Genomic DNA, 15,206 nt, shown 5'->3' with positions numbered 1-15,206 from the left:
GGATCAGCCGGTTTCAGGCGGTCGTGGCGCGCCGCGCCGCGCGCAGGCGTCCGATGCCCGCCTGTCGACGTCCCAGCCGGTCCATGTGGGCCAGCCACCGGGGATCGTCCAGGCGGCAGCCCCACACCTCGAGATCGAAGCGCAGTCCGCCGTAGTCGACGACGCCCGGCATCAGCGCCCAGCGTTCGAGCCGGCACGCGCGGACCAGGGAAAGGCTGCGGCGGTTGCTGCCGAGGATCCAGCAGGTGACGGTGTCGAAGCCGTAGCGGCGGCATTCCTGGAAGACGCCGCGGATCATGCGCATCGCGATGCCGCTGCCCTGCCAGGCCTCGGCCACGTAGAGCCAGAGATCGCCGGCGCTGCGGCACACGCTCGGTCCCCACGCGATCGTGCGCATGTGCGCCCAGGCGGCCGGGATCCGGTGCGCGTCGGCCTGCGGGCCGTCGTCGCGCGCGTCCTCCGGGGCCGTCATCACCCAGACCGGCCATCCCTGGCGACGGCTGTCGACGATCAGCGCCAGCATCGCGGCTTCGGTGCCGTTCGCCAGCGTCGGTGAATGACCGCCGCCGGCGACGGACTCGTTGTAGATGCGGACCAGATGGACCGCGTCGGCGGGCTTGGCCAGACGCCAATGCAGCGTCGAGGCGTCGCGCGAGGGGCTGCCCGAGGAGGTACTCGAGGAGGTGCCCGAGGGGGTGCTTGAGGAGGTGCTCGAGGGGGTGCCCGCGGAGGTGCTCGAGGGGGTGCTCGAGTGGGGGCGGGAGGGCGCGGGTCGGGTCGGGGCTGAAGTGTTCATGGGGACAGGACCAGGGAGTGCGGCTCGGCGGCGCCGGTGCGCCAGATGCGCCACGCCTGCCGCCGCAGCGCGGCGGCGGAATCGGGAATGCGCGGCGCGAGGGCGGCCGCGTGCAGGAGTTCGGGCGCGCATCGCAGGCGCAACCTCGACCAGGCGCCGGGCAAGGCGTCCTCGATCAGGCGGCCCATCAGCGGCAGCCCCCAGCGACGCAGGGCGAGGTCCGAGGCGTCCGTCGGGGGCGGTGCGCCCTCCGGTCGCAAGGGGCGCGCCTTGGCCTGCCGGAGGGCGTCGCGCCATGGCGGCGTGTCGCCGCGCCCGGCGGCGAACAGGTCGGCCAGATCACGACGCGCGCCGGCCAGGCAATGGCTCGCGTGGGCGACGCGGCCCAGCGCCAAGGCGGCCTGCTCCAGCGCGCGGCCTTCCAGCGGCAGATGCGCGGGCAGGGCGGTGAGGCGGTCCAACGGCAAGGGCGCATCGGCGTCGATGTCGAAGCGGCTGCAGAACCACCGGTGGGCGAGTCGCAGCGACGGACCGGGCGTGCGGAATCGCGCCAGCCAGTGCGCGGTCGCGCGGCAGACGTCGCCGCCCGTCGCGGCGTCCAGCCAGCCCGGGTGCATCCGGCACCACGGCTCGTACCAGACCTCCAGCCAGGCGGCGGGCGATCCGCAGGGGAGCGCGGGCGCCTCCCCCTCGCACGACGCGGCACCGGCGGCACCGACGGCACCGGCGGTCATGGCGGTCATGGCGGCCCCGGCGGTCATGGCGTCCTGGCGCCGGTGGGCGGCTCCGCCGCGGCGAGTCCCAGCGGATCGTCGTCGTCCGTCATCGGCGCCGGGGCGGGACTGCTCCGGCGCTGCCAGAGCCACCAGCCTACCGGCAGCCCGACACCCAGGAGCACCGCCAGGCCGCCGGTGATCCAGCCCGTCACGGCGTCCAGGGTGCCGGAGAGGTTGCCGTCACCGTTGCCGCGATTCGCCATCGCCGCGGTAGCCGGCGGCAATGCGATCGCCTCCGCCGGCACGAACACGACCGCCACCTTCTCCGGCGCTTCCGCCAGGCCGGGGATGCTGGACACGACCAGCTTGCGGATGCGCGCCTCGTAGGCGGCCGTGTTCCAGCCCGCCGCGTGCTTGATCAGGATCGAGCAGGACGAAGGCAGCACCGGTTCTCCCGGGACGACGCGCTCCGGCAGCACCGGGTGGACCCGCGCCAGCACGACGCCGTCGATCTGGGACAGCGTGCTCTCGAGTTCCTGGGCCAGCGCCGAGAGGAAACGGGCGCGCTCCTCGGTCGGCGTCGAGATCATGCCGTCCTTCTTGAAGACGTCGCCCATGCGTGTGAACGAATGGCGCGGCAGTCCGGCCGCCTGCAGGACGGCGACCGCCGACGCGAAGCGTTCCGGCGGCACGCGCACGGCGAAGAGCTGCTTGCCGGCGGGCGCCTTGGCGGCCTCCAGGCCGTGGCGGTCGAGTTCCGCGGTGATCTCGTTGGCGTCCTTCTCGTTCAGGCCGGTATAGAGGTCGATGGCGCCGGAGCAGCCCGCGAGCAGCGCTGCCAGCGACATCGACGCGACGAGATGACGTCCGGCGCGGCGCATCAGGCGGCCGTCGCGACTTCTTTGATGGTGGCCCCGACCTTGCCCAGCGCCTTGGCGACCAGGCTGGACCGGTAGTCGAGTTCCTGCATCTGCCGCGCGATCAGCGGGGCGATGCGCGCGTCGCCGGTGCGTCGCATGCGCGTCTGCAAGCTGTCCAGCCGGGCCTTGGACTCCTGCACCGAGCCCACCAGACGGGTCATGGCGTGGGGATCGCCCGCCTGGGCGAGCGCGGGCGACAGGGGACGCTGGATGCGGGCGACCTGCGCCACGGCCTGGGCGAAGCGGGTGCCGGCGGGGGAGCGGCCAGGGGCCTGGCCGCCGGAGGAGGCGCCGACGGCGTCGACGCTGCGGCCGGGGGGAAGGGTGATCGCCATGTCGCCCTCCGGTTCAGCCCTGGCGCATGGCCTGATCGAGGTCGATCAGCACGATGCGCCTGGCGGTGTCCAGCAGGTCCCGCATGAACGGCGTCTCCGCCGGCAGGGCGCTGAAGCTCGATTCGATGGTCTGGTGCAGTTCGCCGCCTTCGGCCAGGCCCATCTGGACCGCGGTCTTGTACAGCGACATGGCGCGGGCCATCGTGGCGGCCTCCTCGTCGGGGCCTTCGTCCGAGGGCGCCGACGCCATGGCCAGCACGACGGGGTCGGGCGCGATCTCGCCGAGGCCTTCCTCCTTGGCGAGGTCGAAGGCCGACTGCATGTCGAAGTCGGCGGGGGTGCGGTCCTGAGCGGAGCGGATGGCCTGGACGATGCGGCCGGTGGCCTGGTCGAGGATGCGTTCCTCGTGCTCGTCCGGCGGCGTGCCCAGGTCGGCGAAGGCGGTCCAGGTGCCGGCGATCGTCGGCGGGGCGAAGATGTCCGGATGGCTGTCCATGAAGGCGGCGATGCAGGCGCGCTTTTCCAGGACGAAAGTCGGGAGGGGCGCCGGTGCGGTGGCGGTGTCGAGTTCGATCATGGCGATGAGGAGGTGAGGGGGCGGCGCGTGCACCGCGGAAGCGGGCGGCGCCGCGCGGCGCCGCCCTGTCGTGAGTCAGCGACCCGGCCCGTTACCAGACGCGGGGACCGAAGCCGAAGTTCATGCCGAACCCGCCGAAGCCGCCGCTGAAGCCGAAGCCACCGCCGAAGCCGCCGCCGAAGCCGGCGCCGAAGCGATTCATGTTGGCGCAGAAGCCCATGAAGCTGTTGCACATGCCGGACGCGAACTGCATGCCCCGGTTGAAGAAGTTGCCGCCCTGCATGGCGCCCTGCATGCCGCCTTGGCGAATGCCGTCGTTGAGGCCCGTTTGATAGGCCAGTTGCTGTTTCAGTTGATTGACTTCTCCGGACATGGGAAATTCCTTTCTATGTGTTCAAGGGGGAGCGGCGCGCTCAGCGCGCCAGGTTGACTTTTTCCATCGATCCCAGCATCGAGCTGTTGACTTCGAGGTTGAAGTTGCGCACGTGGCTGTCGAATTGCTGGTCTTCTTTCATCGCCAGCAGTTGTCGGTTGCGCTGATAGTTCTGTGCGCTCTGCACGGCGTCTTCACCAGCCGACTGCTCGCGCTGGGCAGCCATCCCCTGGTTCAGGTAATCGTTGACATTGACACTCATTGAGAGTTCCTTTCATGAAGCGCACGACGGCGCCGAACGATCAGTAGGGGGGAGGGAAAGCGGAGTTCGCGGGCCGGGAGGACCCGGGGCAGCAAGCTTTGACGTTCCGGAGATAATCCGCGCGCATTTTTGTGTGCGGACCTCCTGCGTCCTTGCCTCCCCCAACCCCCAAGGCCCGCTGCCATGCTCCTGACCCTGGTCATCCTCTACCTGCTAGTCACCATCGCGATCGGCCTGTGGGCTGCGCGCCGGGTGAAGAACACGGCGGACTTCGCCATTGCCGGGCGACACCTGCCCTTGGTGATGATCATCACGACGACGTTCGCGACGTGGTTCGGCTCGGAGACGGTGCTGGGCATCCCGGCCAAGTTCGTGCAGACGGGGCTGAACGGCGTCGTGGAGGATCCTTTCGGCGCGGGCTCGTGCCTGATCCTGGTGGGCCTGTTCTTCGCGGCCAAGCTCTACAAGATGACGCTGCTGACGATCAGCGACTACTACCGCGAGCGCTACGGCCGCGTGGTCGAGGTGGTCTGCAGCTTCATCATCATCCTGTCCTACCTCGGCTGGGTGGCGGCGCAGGTCACGGCGCTGGGGCTGGTGTTCAAGCTGCTGTCGGGCGGCGCGATCAGCATCCCGGTGGGCATGATGATCGGCACCGCGTCCATCCTGGCCTACACGCTGTTCGGCGGCATGTGGTCGGTGGCCGTGACCGATTTCATCCAGATGATCATCCTGGTGGTCGGCCTGTCCCTCATCGCCTGGTTCGCGGCCGACATGGCCGGCGGCGCCGACAAGGTCATCACGCTGGCCAGCAGCCAGGACATGTTCCGCTTCCTGCCCGATCCGAGCTTCCACGACATCGTGTTCTTCCTCGGCGCGGCGGTGACGATGATGCTGGGCTCGATCCCGCAGCAGGACGTGTTCCAGCGCGTGATGTCCGCCAAGGACATCCAGGCCGCGACGCGCGGTCCGGTGATCGGCGGCATCTGCTACATCCTCTTCGCCTTCGTGCCGATGTTCATCGTGGTCAGCGCGCTGATCATCATGCCGGACGCCGCGAAGCAGCTGATCGCCGAGGATCCGCAGCAGGTCATCCCGCGTCTGGTGATGGACCGCATGCCCTTCGTGATGCAGGTGATCTTCTTCGGCGCGCTGCTGTCGGCGCTGAAGTCGACCGCCTCGGCCACGCTGCTGGCGCCGTCGGTGACCTTCGTCGAGAACATCTGGCGCCAGTTCTTCCCGCGCGTCTCGGACAAGCAGGAGCTGCGCACCATGCGCATCGCGGTGCTGCTGTTCTCGATCTGCGTCTGCGGCTACGCGATCGCGCTGCAGGGCACCTCGATCTACGAGATGGTGTCCGGCGCGTATCAGGTCACGCTGGTCGGCGCCTTCGTCCCGCTGGTCTTCGGCCTGTACTGGCGGCGTGCGACGACCCAGGGCGCGATCTTCGCGATCGTGCTGGGCGTGGTCACCTGGCTGCTGTTCCTCGTGACGCCGGCCGGCGAGCAGTTCCCGGCCCAGCTGGCGGGCCTGCTGGCGGGCATCGTCGGCATGCTGATCGGGTCGCTGGGGCCGCAGGCGATCGCCGATTCGCACGGGTCGCACCACCGGCTGGCCGGGGGGGCCTGAGCGTCACGCGGGCCCGGCACGGGACCCGCCCAGGACCTGCCAGGGACCTGCCCGGGAGCTGCCCGGGACTCGCACGGGACCGTCACTCGCCGGGCATGGGCCCGGCGTGTGCCCGGCGTGCGCCCGGCATTAGCGGCGCTCTCTATATAATTTCGGGTTTTTCACCCGGTAGTCCCTTCAACATGCCGATCTACGCTTACCGATGCGGCGCCTGCGGCCGCGCCAAAGACGTGCTGCAGAAGCTGTCCGACGCCCCGCTGACCGTCTGCCCCGCCTGTGGCGCGGAAAGCTTCTCGAAGCAGGTCACCGCCGCCGGCTTCCAGCTGAAGGGCTCGGGCTGGTATGCGACGGACTTCCGCGGGGGCTCGACCGGGGCCGCCGCAACCGCAGCCGCCGCCGCGCCGGCGGCCGGGGCCGACGGTCCGTCGGGCTCGGGCGGCTCGCCCGCCACGTCGTCCGCCTCGCCGGCCGCTTCCGAATCGTCTTCCGGCTCGTCGGCCTCCTCCTCGGGCACGGCCTGCGGCGGCTCCTGCGCCTGCCACTGATCCCGAGGCCCGGACCCAGGCATGCGCAAGTACATCATCACCGGCCTGCTGGTCTGGCTCCCGCTCGCGATCACCGTCTGGGTGCTCCTCTGGGTGCTCGGCATGATCGACGGCGTCTTCGTCTGGCTGCTGTCGGCCGTCGGCGCCGTGCTGCCGCTGGCCGCCCAGGAATCGCTCAAGCGGCTGCACGACATCCCCGGCCTGGGCGTGCTCGTCATGGTCGCGCTGCTGATGCTCACCGGCATGTTCGTCGCGAACATCTTCGGCCAGTGGTGGCTGCGCCAGTGGGACAAGCTGCTCTACAAGATCCCCATCGTCAAGAGCATCTACAGCTCGGTCAAGCAGGTCTCGGACACGCTGTTCTCGTCCAGCGGCAACGCCTTCCGCGAGGCGGTGCTGGTGCCGTACCCGCACCAGGGCTCGTGGACCATCGCCTTCGTCACCGGCACGCCGCGCGGCGAGGTCGCCCAGCAGCTGGGCACGCTCAGCGGCGCCGAGCCCGACGAGCACGTGGCGCTGTACGTGCCGACGACGCCCAATCCCACCTCGGGCTTCTTCCTGATGATGCCCCGCGCGCAATTGCGGCCCTTGGCGATGAGCGTCGACGAGGCGCTCAAATACATCATCTCGATGGGCGTGGTCGCTCCCCAAGGGGATCCCGCGATCGTCCTGCCGGGCGAAGCCACCCGAAATTGACCGGGCTGAGCGCCCCGGCAAGCGCTCAGTCCTGAGGGTCCGTCGGACCCCGCCAGCGCCCTGACCGGCTGGCCGCACGCGTCGCGCTCCGCGCCGACGACACGCCGCCAGCCTCGCCCCGAACACTGAAGAATTTCCGGAGAACCCCCATGCGTACCTGCTATGCCGGCCAAGTCAGCGAGAAGCTGCTGGACCAGACCGTGACCCTGATGGGCTGGGCCCATCGCAGCCGCGACCACGGCGGCGTCATCTTCATCGAACTGCGCGACCGCGAAGGCCTCGTGCAGGTCGTGTGCGACCCCGACCGCCCCGAGATGTTCAAGGTGGCCGAAAGCGTGCGCAGCGAGTTCTGCATCAAGGTCGTCGGCAAGGTGCGCGCGCGCCCGGCCGACAAGCAGAACGCCAACGTCGCCAGCGGCAAGGTCGAGGTCCTGTGCCATGAGCTGGAAGTGCTGAACCCGTCGGTCACGCCGGCCTTCCCGCTGGACGACGAGAACATCTCCGAGACCACGCGCCTGACGCACCGCGTGCTGGACCTGCGCCGCCCGTACATGCAGAACAACCTGATGCTGCGCTACCGCGTCGCGATGGAAGCGCGCAAGTTCCTGGACGAGCACGGCTTCGTCGACATCGAGACCCCGATGCTCACCAAGAGCACCCCGGAAGGCGCGCGCGACTACCTGGTCCCGTCGCGCGTGCACGACGGCATGTTCTTCGCGCTGCCGCAGTCGCCGCAGCTGTTCAAGCAGCTGCTGATGGTGGCGGGCTTCGACCGCTACTACCAGATCACCAAGTGCTTCCGCGACGAGGACCTGCGCGCCGACCGCCAGCCCGAGTTCACGCAGATCGACATCGAGACCTCGTTCCTGGGCGAGGAAGAGATCCGCGCGATGTTCGAGGGCATGATCCGCCACGTCTTCCGCAAGGCGCTGGACGTCGAGCTGGGCGACTACCCGGTGATGAAGTACGCCGAAGCCATGCATCGCTTCGGCTCCGACAAGCCCGACCTGCGCGTCAAGCTCGAGTTCACCGAGCTGACCGACGTGATGGGCGACGTGGACTTCAAGGTCTTCTCCGGCCCGGCGACGACGCCGGGCGGCCGCGTGGTCGCGCTGCGCGTGCCCGGCGGCGCAACGATGAGCCGCGGCGAGATCGACGCCTACACCGAGTTCGTCAAGATCTACGGTGCCAAAGGCCTGGCCTGGATCAAGGTCAACGAGACCGCCAAGGGCCGCGAGGGCCTGCAGTCGCCGATCGTCAAGAACCTGCACGACAAGGCGGTGGCGGACATCCTGTCGCGCACCGGCGCGCAGGACGGCGACCTGATCTTCTTCGGCGCGGACAAGGCCAAGGTCGTCAACGACGCGATCGGCGGGCTGCGCCTGAAGATCGGGCACAGCGAGTTCGGCAAGACCACCGGCCTCTTCGAGGACAAGTGGGCGCCGCTGTGGGTCGTCGACTTCCCGATGTTCGAGGAGGACGAGGAGAACAAGCGCTGGGCCGCGGTGCACCACCCGTTCACCGCGCCCAAGGACGGTCATGAGGACCTGATGGTCACCGACCCGGGCAAGTGCGTGGCCAAGGCCTACGACATGGTGCTCAACGGCTGGGAACTGGGCGGCGGCTCGGTGCGTATCCACAAGGCCGATGTGCAGGCCAAGGTCTTCGAGGCGCTGAACATCAGCCCCGAGGAACAGCGCGTGAAGTTCGGCTTCCTGCTGGATGCGTTGCAGTACGGCGCGCCCCCGCACGGCGGCCTGGCCTTCGGCCTGGACCGCCTGGTGACGCTGATGACCAAGGCCGAGTCGATCCGCGACGTGATCGCCTTCCCGAAGACGCAGCGGGCGCAGTGCCTGCTGACCGGCGCGCCGTCCTTCGTCGACGAGAAGCAGCTGCGCGAGCTGCACATCCGTCTGCGCAACCCGGGCGCCGCGACGGCCTGAGCCGACCGGCAGCGGCGGCGCCCACAGCGCCGCCGCACGACATGCAACGCCCCGAGGCTGACGCCGTCGGGGCGTTTATGCTTCCGCCGTCCCCCGGACGGGGACGCACTGAACGGGACGGACATGGCGACGGGCGAGCGAGGCGAACGCGGGGGCAAGGGCAGGGAGGGGCGCGCGCGACAGGCGGCCGCACGACGTGGCGCCGGTGACGGCGGGCGTCTGCCCCTGACGCCGCAGGCGCGCTGGGAACGGCTGGTGATGCGGCGCCCCGGTCTGGCCTTGCCGCGCCTCCAGCGCCTGATCGCGCGCGAGGGCGAACCGCCGTTCCAGGCCTTGCTCGGCGCCTTCTTCATCCTGGAACGCTGGGGCCGCGGACCGGAACTGCAGGCCGAGCTGGAACGCGCCATCGCACGCGCGTTGCAGCATCGGTTGCTGGAGGAGGCGGCGGAACTCAGCGAGGCGCTGGGCCGCATGCACTACCAACGCGGCGATTACGTCCAAGCCTGCAACGCCTGGAGCCAGACGCTGGAACTCGCCGACGACGAGACCCGCTGGGCCTGCCTGGCGCGGATCGGCCTGGCCCACCTGTGCTTCGCGCTCGGCGACTGGGCGCGCGGCGGCCGCGTGCTGGACCAGGCCGAGCTGCACTATCCGCAACTGGGCGACGACCCCTACATGCGGTCCAAGATCGCGCTCAACCGCGCCGTGTCCCTGCGCGCGACGCAAGGGCCGCAGGCCGCGCTGCCGCGGCTGGACGAGGCCCGCGCCGATGCGCGCGCCGTCGGACACCGCGACTACGAGGCGGAGGCGATGTGGCATCACGCGCGCTGCGCCCGTGACAGCGGCGCGGTGGAGCACGCCCTGACCCTGGCCGCGGAGGCGGAAGACCTCTCGCGCCGCTGCCGCTACCGCTGGCTGCAGGCGCAGACGCTGCTGCTGATCAGCGAGCTGCGCGGCGGCGCGGACGCCGTGCCGCCCGCGCAGCAGGCGCTCGCGCTGGGCGAGGACATCCAGTCGCGTTCCTTGCAGGCGGCGGCGCACGGCCGGCTGGGGCAGCTGATGGCCGAGCAGGAGCAGCTCGGCCCGAGCTGGTATCACCAGCAACAGCGGCAACGGCTGGAAGCGACGCTGGGGCAGACCGAACTGCCGGCGCGCCTGGAGCAGCTCGCGCGCTTCGACACGGACCCGCACGGCGCGGAAGGCCTGCTGCTGACGCTGGGGCGTTCCGGCGTGGCGGTGGCGAGCGTCCCGGATGTCGAAGCGCAGTGGCAGCAGGCGCGGCTGCGCTTGCTGGAAGCCCTGGCGCTGACGGCGCTGGAACTGCGCTGGATCGCGGGCGGCGCGCCGGCGCTCATCGGCGCGGCGGTGCGCGCAGGCCGCTCGGCGCAGCGCCTGTCCTTGAGGAACGCCTCCGGGGCGGTCGTCGGCGAACTGGTGCTGGAGCGGGCCGAAGGCGCCGTCTGGTCGCGCGCGGACCGCAGCCGGGCCGAACGGCTGGCCGGCTGGCTGCAACGGCTGATCGCCCAGTTGCCGGCCACCGAGACCGGCGCCGCGACGTCCGACGCGATCGATCCGGGCGCGCAGGCGCAGGCGCTGGTGACGATGCTCGAGCGGCTCTCGGGCGGTGCGGGCAAGGACGCCGGTGCGGGCGTCCACAGCGCCGACCTGTCCGAAGCGCTGGAACTCGCGCGGCGGCTGGCGGCGCGGCTCGCCTGAGCTGCCCGATCACCCGGTCACCAGATCACCAGATCACCAGATCGCGAGGCTGGACGTCAGCACCCGCTGCAGCCAGCTGCGCCGGGCGGCTTCCGAGACCTCGCCCTTGCCGGCGATCTCCATCCGCGCATTGACGACGTCGACCGACTGGACCTGGTTGCCGCTGCGGATGTCCTGCGGATTGACCACGCCCGAGAAGCGCAGCGTCTGCAGGCCGCCGTTCATCGCGATGCTGCGCTCGCCGGCCACGACGAGGTGGCCGTTGGGCAGCACGTTGATCACCGAGACGGCCATCTGCCCGCTGAGGCTGCCGCTGGCCTCGGTGTCGCCGCTGCCCTTGTAGGCATCGCTGCCGGACGCGGTGACATCGGCCTTGAGCAGCCGGTCGACGATGCCGACGTTGCTGGAGCCGCCCGGTCCCTTGACCGCGAGCTTGTTGTCGCGGCTGGTGTCGGTCTTGCTCTTCTGCGTGGCGCTGAGCGACTCGCTGATGGCGACCTTGAGCGAATCGCCGACCTGGCGCGCGCGGCGCTCGGTGGTGAAGAGCGAGGCCGCGGCCATGCCGGGCTGGTAGATGGCGCCGTTGTTGACGCGCTCGACATAGGCGCCGTCGGGCGCGGGCATCACCTGCACCGGACCTTGCACCAGCGCGTCGGGCGAGGCGCAGGCGCCCAGGAGCGCGGCGCCGGAGAGGCGCAGCAGCCATCCGCCGCGTCGCGCGGCCGTGGAAACGTTGAACATGATTCCTCCCCTCAACCTTCAACCTTCAAAGCCCGTCAGCAGCGCCCGCACCACCGGCGCGAGCTTGTTGCGCGTGCTGGCCCACTTGCCCAGGCCCAGCGTCGCTTCGTCGCTGCGGTAGCTGCTCGCGGCCATCAGGCGGCCGCCGGCGTCGTGCAGGCTCAACGTCGCCTGCGCGAGGTAGGGCCTGATCTGGTCCGACAGCGGCGGCTTGTCCCACTGCTGCAGGCCCTGGTAGTGCACCCAGGCCGGGCAGGCCTCGTCGCCGGGACGCACGCCGGCTTCGAAGACGCGGGCCTGGACCTCGTGCTCACGCAGTTCGGCGATCAGCGCCGGCACGAACTCGGGCAGCGCGAGCGCGCGGTTGTATTCGATGCAGACGCGCTCCGGCAGCGCCGCCTCGTGGAACACCGTCTGCGTCGCGCGGGCCGGCCCCTGGCCGATCGCCACCGTCGCCATGCCGGCCGTGGCCTTGGCCAGTTCGATGCTGGGCATCGGGCTGAGCAGCGAGCAGCCGGCCAGCGGCAGTGCGGCGCTGGCACCGAGCGCGAGGGCGATCGCGGCGGCGCGCATGGTCAGAGGATCTCGTCGATCAAGGCCTTGCCGGCGACGGCGCCGGCGGCCAGGTATCCGCCGACGGTGCTGCCGAGATCGCCCGCCTCCTTCATCACCGTGCTGGTGCCGCTGGCGACGGCCTCCTTCACGTCGCCGGCCAGTTCCTTGACCTCGGACAGGCCGGTCGAGAGCGCGTGGCCCAGGTCCTTGGCGCCGTCTTCCAGCGCCTGGAGGCCTTCCTCGCTCCAGTGCACGACGGTGCTGACGGCGTTCTCGCCGCCCTGGTACGCGGCCTGCGCCAGGCCGATCGCGCCGGCGGCGACGGTGCCGTACTCCCGGGCGTTGATCTCGAAGCTCCCGCTGGGGCGGTTGACGAGTTGACGGGAGGCGACCAGCGGAGCGCCGGTGCCGTTCGTGGTGGTGACGGTGGTCATGACCCCTCCTTGGGTGCGTGTGGGTGGTGGCGACGGAACCCATTCTTCCGGGGGGCGGCACGGCGGATGCCCTCATGACCGGTGGAGCGCGGCGGCTCTACAAACTTTCTATATTTCCTGCCGCACATCTGCCGACGGCGTTGTTCGTCGACTGTGAACAAGCGTTGCCCGCGCAGGCGGACAGCGTGTCGGGCGCCGCGATGCGCCCGTTCGTGTCCAGTGTTTGTCGCGCCTGTGGCGCCCGTGTCGGCGGCGTGCCGGACCGGGCACACGCCGACCGTGCCATGACCCTGGGATATGCTGTCCGCCATGAGCGATGTGCCTCTTGCCCCTGCCGCCACCCCGCTCCCGGCCGCCGCCCAGACGGCCTCCGCCGAACTGGCTGCGCGCGCCTACAAGATCCCCGAATCCGTGCTGGTGGTGATCCACACCGACGCGCTGGAGGTGCTGATGCTGGAACGCGCCGACCGGCCCGGCTTCTGGCAGTGCGTGACCGGCTCCAAGGACACGCCCGACGAACCCCTGGCCGACACCGCGCGGCGCGAGGTGTTCGAGGAAACCGGCATCCGCGCGCAAGACCTGGCCCCGGACGCGCTGGACGACTGGGGGCTGGCCAACGTCTACGACATCTATCCGGTCTGGCGCCACCGCTACGCGCCGGGCGTGACGCGCAACACCGAGCACGTCTTCGGCCTGACGGTGCCGGCGGGCACCGCGGTGACGCTGGCGCCGCGCGAGCACCTCGCGTTCCGCTGGCTGCCGTGGCGCGAGGCGGCGGACCTGTGCTTCTCGCCGTCCAACGCGGAAGCGATCCTGCAACTGCCCGCGCAGCGGGCGCGCCATGAAAGGACCGCACCATGATCCGCCGAACGCCGCGCCATGCGGCCCTGACCAACTCGGCGACCACGGACACCTCGCCGGCCGACAGCGTCGGACGCCTGCGCGTGGCCACGTACAACATCCACAAGGGCGTGCGCGGCATGGGGCCGGGCAAGCGCCTGGAGATCCACAACCTCGGCATGGGCGTGCAGGCGCTGGACGCGGACCTGGTGTTCCTGCAGGAGGTCCGGCTGTTCCACCACCGCGAGGCGCGCCAGTTCGATCGCAGCTGGTTCGGCTGGCCGGAGCAGGGACAGGCGGAGTTCCTCGCGCCGGAGGGCTACGAGGTGGCCTATCGCACCAACGCGGTCACGCGCCACGGCGAGCACGGCAACGCCTTGCTGTCGCGTTATCCGCTGGGCGACATCGGCCACCATGACGTGTCGGACCACCGCTTCGAACAGCGCGGCCTGCTGCACGTGCCGGTGCGCTGGCAGGGCACCGAGGTGCATGCAGTCGTCGCGCACCTGGGACTGATCCACGGCAGCCGGGTGCGGCAGATCCAGAAACTGGCCGCCTTCATCGAGGACCACGTGCCGCACGGCGCGCCGCTGGTCGTGGCCGGCGACTTCAACGACTGGGGCGAGCGGCTGGAAGAGTCCATGCGCACGACCGGCCTGAGCCGGGCGATGCTGCCCGGCGCCAAGCGCTCGCTGCCGACCTTCCCTTCGCGGGTGCCGGTGTTCGCGCTGGACCGCATCTACACGCGCGGCCTGCGCTGCGTCGACATGAAGGTGCCGCGCGGTCCGGCGTGGGCGCGCATGTCCGACCACCTGCCGCTGCTCGCCGAGCTCGTGCTGACTTGAAACGGACCCAGGAGCCCCTCTTCCCGTGGACCCTCGGGTCCCAGCCCAGCTTCACCGGCGGCAACGCGGTGCGGCTGCTGTGCGGCGGCGATGCGCTGTTCCCGGCGCAGATCGAGGCGATCGATCGCGCCGAACACGAGGTCTGGCTCGCGACCTACATCTTCCATGACGACGAGGCCGGCGCCGCCACCGTCGAGGCCTTGAAGCGCGCGGCGCAGCGCGGCGTGCGGGTGAGGGTGGTCGTCGACGGCTTCGGCTCCAAGGGCAGCCTGGCGTGGCTGCGGGCGCAGCTCGAGGGCGCGCCGGTCGCGCTGGCGGTGTTCCGTCCGATCGACCGCTGGTGGAACTGGCTGCATCCGGGGCAGCTGCGGCGCTTGCATCAGAAGCTGTGCGTGGTCGACGGCCGGGTGGGATTCGTCGGCGGCATCAACGTGATCGACGATCGCGTGGACCTGCATCATGGCCGCACCGAGATGCCGCGGCTGGACTTCGCCGTCAGCGTCGGCGGGCCGGCGGTGCGGGCCATCGAGCAGGCGGCGCGCGCGGTGTGGACGCGGGCGTGGCTGGGGCACGATTTCGGCGACGAGATGCGGGCGATGATCCGCAGCGCGTCGCCGGCGCGGCGCGCGAAGCGCCTGATGCGGCGCATCCGGATGCCGCGCGGGGAACACCGCCGGCGCGATCCGGGCCGCCTGCCGCCGGTGCGCGCAGCCTTCGTGCTGCGGGACAACCTGCGCCAGCGCCGCACCATCGAGCGCGCCTACGTCGACGCGATCCGCGGCGCGACCGTCCGCGTGGACCTGATCACGCCCTACTTCTATCCGGGGCAGCGCTTCCGTCGTGCCTTGAAGGACGCCGCCGGGCGCGGGGTCCAGGTGCGGCTGCTGCTGCAGGGCAAGGTCGATTACAAGATCGCCGCGCTGGCCGCGCACGCGCTCTACGACGAGCTGCTGGGCCACGGCGTCCAGATCTACGAGTACACGCCGGCGTTCCTGCACGCCAAGATCTGCGTCGTCGACAACGACTGGGCCACGATCGGCAGCTCCAACATCGATCCGCTGTCGCTGCTGCTCAACCTCGAAGCCAACGTCGTCGTGCGCGACGCCGCATTCGCCGGGGACGTCGCGCGGGAGTTCGATGCCGCGGTGGCGAAGTCCCACCGCGTCGAGCCGATGGCCGGGCGCGGGCTGAGGGGCTTCCTCGGCCGCGCGCTGGTCGCCTGGGTGGCCTACGTATACCTGCGGGTGGCCGGGGCGACCGGGCGCTACTGAGCGCCACTGAGC

The 15,206-nt window shown here is 70.7% G+C and carries 18 protein-coding genes; 8 read left to right on the top strand and 10 right to left on the bottom strand.

The genetic code is table 11. From position 1 onward, the window contains the following. Nucleotides 1-13: 13 nt before the first annotated feature. The 7 genes from AC07O8_RS21700 to AC07O8_RS21670 all read right to left on the bottom strand — a co-directional run bounded on the left by AC07O8_RS21700 (nt 14) and on the right by AC07O8_RS21670 (nt 3,979). The gene (locus AC07O8_RS21700; protein WP_495050006.1) at nt 14-796 is read right to left on the bottom strand and encodes a GNAT family N-acetyltransferase; all 783 of its coding nucleotides are present in this window, start codon (nt 794-796) and stop codon (nt 14-16) included. Then, nucleotides 793-1,539: a hypothetical protein gene (locus tag AC07O8_RS21695; RefSeq protein WP_495050005.1), complete on the bottom strand. Its 747-nt coding sequence runs from the start codon at nt 1,537-1,539 to the stop codon at nt 793-795. The genes AC07O8_RS21700 and AC07O8_RS21695 overlap by 4 nt, the downstream gene beginning before the upstream one ends. 14 nt (nt 1,540-1,553) lie before the next feature. Beyond that, nucleotides 1,554-2,393 carry a type III secretion system inner membrane ring lipoprotein SctJ gene (gene sctJ, locus AC07O8_RS21690; protein WP_495050004.1) on the bottom strand — a complete coding sequence of 280 codons (840 nt, stop codon included), beginning with the start codon at nt 2,391-2,393 and terminating at the stop codon, nt 1,554-1,556. Continuing rightward, entirely contained in the window at nt 2,393-2,767 is a 375-nt protein-coding gene (locus AC07O8_RS21685; protein ID WP_495050003.1) for a hypothetical protein, read from the bottom strand. Before AC07O8_RS21685 ends, sctJ begins: the two co-directional genes overlap by 1 nt. 13 nt (nt 2,768-2,780) lie before the next feature. Next, nucleotides 2,781-3,344, bottom strand: coding sequence for a hypothetical protein (locus AC07O8_RS21680; RefSeq protein WP_495050002.1), 564 nt, complete (start codon nt 3,342-3,344; stop codon nt 2,781-2,783). Between the two features lie 91 nt (nt 3,345-3,435). Further along, a complete protein-coding gene (locus AC07O8_RS21675) occupies nt 3,436-3,717 on the bottom strand; it encodes a hypothetical protein (RefSeq protein WP_495050001.1) in 282 nt (93 codons plus the stop codon). 40 nt (nt 3,718-3,757) lie between these two features. Next, nucleotides 3,758-3,979 carry a hypothetical protein gene (locus AC07O8_RS21670; RefSeq protein ID WP_495050000.1) on the bottom strand — a complete coding sequence of 74 codons (222 nt, stop codon included), beginning with the start codon at nt 3,977-3,979 and terminating at the stop codon, nt 3,758-3,760. 183 nt (nt 3,980-4,162) lie between these two features. On the opposite strand from AC07O8_RS21670, the gene AC07O8_RS21665 reads away from it, so the two are divergent. The 5 genes from AC07O8_RS21665 (at nt 4,163) to AC07O8_RS21645 (ending at nt 10,508) form a co-directional block, all read left to right on the top strand. Further along, nucleotides 4,163-5,608 carry a high affinity choline transporter 1 gene (locus AC07O8_RS21665; protein ID WP_495049999.1) on the top strand — a complete coding sequence of 482 codons (1,446 nt, stop codon included), beginning with the start codon at nt 4,163-4,165 and terminating at the stop codon, nt 5,606-5,608. Nucleotides 5,609-5,790: 182 nt separating this feature from the next. Further along, nucleotides 5,791-6,153, top strand: a complete 363-nt coding sequence (locus AC07O8_RS21660) for an FmdB family zinc ribbon protein (protein ID WP_495049998.1) — start codon at nt 5,791-5,793, stop codon at nt 6,151-6,153. Between the two features lie 21 nt (nt 6,154-6,174). Further along, nucleotides 6,175-6,849 (top strand): DUF502 domain-containing protein, encoded by a 675-nt coding sequence (locus tag AC07O8_RS21655; RefSeq protein ID WP_495049997.1) that lies wholly within the window; start codon nt 6,175-6,177, stop codon nt 6,847-6,849. A gap of 149 nt (nt 6,850-6,998) precedes the next feature. Next, entirely contained in the window at nt 6,999-8,792 is a 1,794-nt protein-coding gene (gene aspS / locus AC07O8_RS21650) for an aspartate--tRNA ligase (protein WP_495049996.1), read from the top strand. 123 nt (nt 8,793-8,915) lie between these two features. Continuing rightward, the gene (locus AC07O8_RS21645; RefSeq protein ID WP_495049995.1) at nt 8,916-10,508 is read left to right on the top strand and encodes a hypothetical protein; all 1,593 of its coding nucleotides are present in this window, start codon (nt 8,916-8,918) and stop codon (nt 10,506-10,508) included. A 33-nt stretch (nt 10,509-10,541) separates the two neighbouring features. Here AC07O8_RS21645 and AC07O8_RS21640 read toward each other — a convergent pair whose 3' ends face one another. Genes AC07O8_RS21640 through AC07O8_RS21630 form a run of 3 tightly spaced genes read right to left on the bottom strand, consistent with a single transcriptional unit; the run spans nt 10,542 to nt 12,238 of the window. Continuing rightward, nucleotides 10,542-11,249 (bottom strand): flagellar basal body L-ring protein FlgH, encoded by a 708-nt coding sequence (locus tag AC07O8_RS21640; RefSeq protein WP_495049994.1) that lies wholly within the window; start codon nt 11,247-11,249, stop codon nt 10,542-10,544. Between the two features lie 18 nt (nt 11,250-11,267). After that, nucleotides 11,268-11,822, bottom strand: coding sequence for a cell division protein FtsI (locus AC07O8_RS21635; RefSeq protein ID WP_495049993.1), 555 nt, complete (start codon nt 11,820-11,822; stop codon nt 11,268-11,270). 2 nt (nt 11,823-11,824) lie between these two features. After that, nucleotides 11,825-12,238: a hypothetical protein gene (locus AC07O8_RS21630; RefSeq protein WP_495049992.1), complete on the bottom strand. Its 414-nt coding sequence runs from the start codon at nt 12,236-12,238 to the stop codon at nt 11,825-11,827. Nucleotides 12,239-12,547: 309 nt separating this feature from the next. On the opposite strand from AC07O8_RS21630, the gene nudB reads away from it, so the two are divergent. The 3 genes from nudB (at nt 12,548) to clsB (ending at nt 15,194) form a co-directional block, all read left to right on the top strand. Next, entirely contained in the window at nt 12,548-13,099 is a 552-nt protein-coding gene (gene nudB, locus AC07O8_RS21625) for a dihydroneopterin triphosphate diphosphatase (RefSeq protein ID WP_495049991.1), read from the top strand. Nucleotides 13,100-13,218: 119 nt separating this feature from the next. After that, on the top strand, nt 13,219-13,923 hold the full coding sequence (locus AC07O8_RS21620; protein ID WP_495050138.1) for an endonuclease/exonuclease/phosphatase family protein: 705 nt from the start codon (nt 13,219-13,221) through the stop codon (nt 13,921-13,923). Next, nucleotides 13,920-15,194, top strand: a complete 1,275-nt coding sequence (gene clsB / locus AC07O8_RS21615) for a cardiolipin synthase ClsB (protein ID WP_495049990.1) — start codon at nt 13,920-13,922, stop codon at nt 15,192-15,194. The genes AC07O8_RS21620 and clsB overlap by 4 nt, the downstream gene beginning before the upstream one ends. Nucleotides 15,195-15,206: the final 12 nt, after the last annotated feature.

It is taken from the genome of Roseateles sp. GW821-FHT09G09 (genome assembly GCF_059415965.1).
This window is presented reverse-complemented; position numbering and strand designations above follow the sequence as displayed.